This is a genomic window from Olivibacter jilunii (genome assembly GCF_900607235.1).
Taxonomy (GTDB): domain Bacteria; phylum Bacteroidota; class Bacteroidia; order Sphingobacteriales; family Sphingobacteriaceae; genus Olivibacter; species Olivibacter oleidegradans.
The window spans coordinates 1-2499 of sequence record NZ_LR027867.1; the positions used below are offsets into that span (position 1 = coordinate 1).

The window sequence follows — 2499 nt, forward strand, 5'->3', positions numbered from 1 at the left end:
ATAGCGTGGGATAAGCTCCTGACGCCTTATCGATATTACTATCGGTAGGTTTCCCTGAACTCTCCCCCGAACCGTACGTACAACTCTCGCTGTATACGGCTCTCCACATAATATATGCAGTCTATTCACCGTTGTGGATTTTTCTATGGCAATCGTGACAGACCGCCAGTGTTTTCCTTCTTCTTGCCATCATGACCAACTCCCAAGGTTGCTTGCCCTCGACATCTTTCATTTTCCTGATGTGGTGCATTTCCAATTGTCCATTTGCCTCACATAACTCGCATTTCTCTGCTTTCAATCTGTCAATCAAGCTTGTAATAGACCTTGTGAAGTATACATCTGGGTGGTTATCCACCTTGTTGTCTTTAATAGCTTCGGTGTTTCTTTTGAAACCTTTGTTATAGAATACACGTTTGAGAGTTTTGCCCTTTTTGTTTTTATAGAATACAGTAAAGTCCTTGTCATGCATGTATTTGTTGAGGATTTTATGTACAGATGACTTGTACTTGGCCGCAAAGGTTCGGTACAGGCTGTATTCCATGATATAACCAAAGTGATTAATCTGTTTGAGATTGTTCACTAATGAATAGTAATTGTAAAAGCCCCGTACTTCAGAGTTGTATCTTGTTAAGATTTCGAGGTCATCGTTATTTATAAGTGAACCTCTATGCAATGGTTTCCAGACTTCTTTACCATTGTGATATTTTACCTGTACCCGACGGTAGTAGAGTAATTTTTTCAGTATGGTTGAACGGGACACCCTTAGCATAACTCGTTTGTTGTGGGCTTTCTTTAAAAAGCCATTCTTGTCTCTCATGCGCAAGTCAGACCTTTGGACAGTGATTTCATAACCGAGGAATATTGCAGGTTTCTTTGAATGGGTAATCAGTGTCTTTTCGTCTGAAAGAGACAGCTTTAATTTTTCATTTAAGAAGTTTTTAATATCCTCTTTAATGAGCTTGCATTCGTCTTTTGAACCGATGACACCTATTATAAAGTCATCTGCGTACCTCACATATTTCAATCGCCTGTAGTTTGCATCCATTTCGTTGCAGCGTTCGATAGAAAGTCTTTTTATCTCAAGCATTCTAATCTCCTTTTTCAGGAGCACTCTCTCATTTTCATCTTTTTCAAGTTTCAATTTCCCGAGCAGATAGGATTTTCGGTATACATTATTCTTGGCAATCTTTGTAATTTGTCGCCTCTTTCCCTTGTCGAACCTTGTAGCATAATCTTTCATGTACTTATCCAGTTTATCAAGGTAGATATTTGCCAGTATGGGGCTTATAATACCACCTTGTGGAGTTCCACTGTAAGTTCTGTGATAGACCCAATCTTCAATGTATCCCGCATTAAGGAACTTCCGTATAAGTCTGATGAACCTGTCATCTGTTATCCGTTCCCGTAAGATGTTCAGCAGTACCTCATGATTGATATTATCGAAGAAACCTTTAATGTCCCCTTCAATGAACCATGCTGCGCCGCTAAAAGTCTTTTTGACCTGTACCAGTGCAGTATGGCAACTCCTCTGAGGTCTGAAACCGTGAGAGCTATATTCAAACTGCTTCTCGAATATGGCTTCAAGTATCATCCGAATAACCTCCTGCACCAATTTATCGTCAAAAGACGGAATACCTAAAGGGCGTTTCTGACCATTTTTCTTGGCTATATAAACCCTTCGTGATGGATTGGGCTGATACGTTTCATCTCTGATAGTATCAATTAGCTTTTCAATCCGTTGTAAGCTCATACCGTCAATTGTGGTATCATTTGAGCCTTTGGTCATGTTTCCTGCTTTAGCATAGATCTTTTGGTAAGCAGTGTAGTACATTTCCACATTGAAAAGAATGCGATAGAGCCTTTCAAATTTGTAACCTGAAATTCTACTATGCTTCGATAGACTGTTTAATACAGATTCTGGATTTCTCATAATGTCTCTCACATTTTCCTTTATTTGTATTAAAAATATTAGCTGCCTCCCTTCGCCATGTACAGGGCTTTCCCCTGCTCGGACTACTACGGAGGCTCCGTTGCCATGTCGGATATTCAGAGACTGCTCTCATAGCCACGCCAGTGGCTTTCCGATTTAGGTCAATCCCCGTTTAGAAGTGCAATAACATAGCTCGATTAGATTGTCGGATATGACTTATCCTTTACTACTTATTGTAGTCGTGCCGATAGTCTGTTCATGCCCTACTTCCAAACAGGCGAGAAGTGGGTACTATCAGAGTGCCGATTTTAGTTGCCTTACGTCAATGCTAGTGCCGTTGCCACTCGGATCATCATTCAATCAGATTCGATTTTATCCTCATATCTATTCATTTCATCTTCCCAATTCAGTCGCAACCTGACAACTGGTTGACTTTTTGGATTCACCGACATGCTACACTCCCTGTCCAGTTTCCCTTCCAGATAAGTCGGTTGATGATAGGCTTCAAAGAACACTCGCCTAATACCTCGCTACAGGTATATTTATTGCACATCCAGTACGGGCGCATC

At 40.6% G+C, this 2499-nt stretch carries 1 protein-coding gene; it reads right to left on the reverse strand.

Features of this window, described 5'->3' with window-relative positions; all coding sequences use genetic code 11:
• Positions 1-121: 121 nt before the first annotated feature.
• A complete protein-coding gene (locus E0E36_RS27615) occupies positions 122-1930 on the reverse strand; it encodes a reverse transcriptase/maturase family protein (RefSeq protein WP_002979465.1) in 1809 nt (602 codons plus the stop codon).
• Between the last annotated feature and the right edge of the window lie 569 nt (positions 1931-2499).

Bases quoted from the DNA above. Each gene is read 5' to 3' on its own strand.
- E0E36_RS27615 (WP_002979465.1), bottom strand. From the start codon at position 1,930: ATGAGAAATCCAGAATCTGTATTAAACAGTCTATCGAAGCATAGTAGA.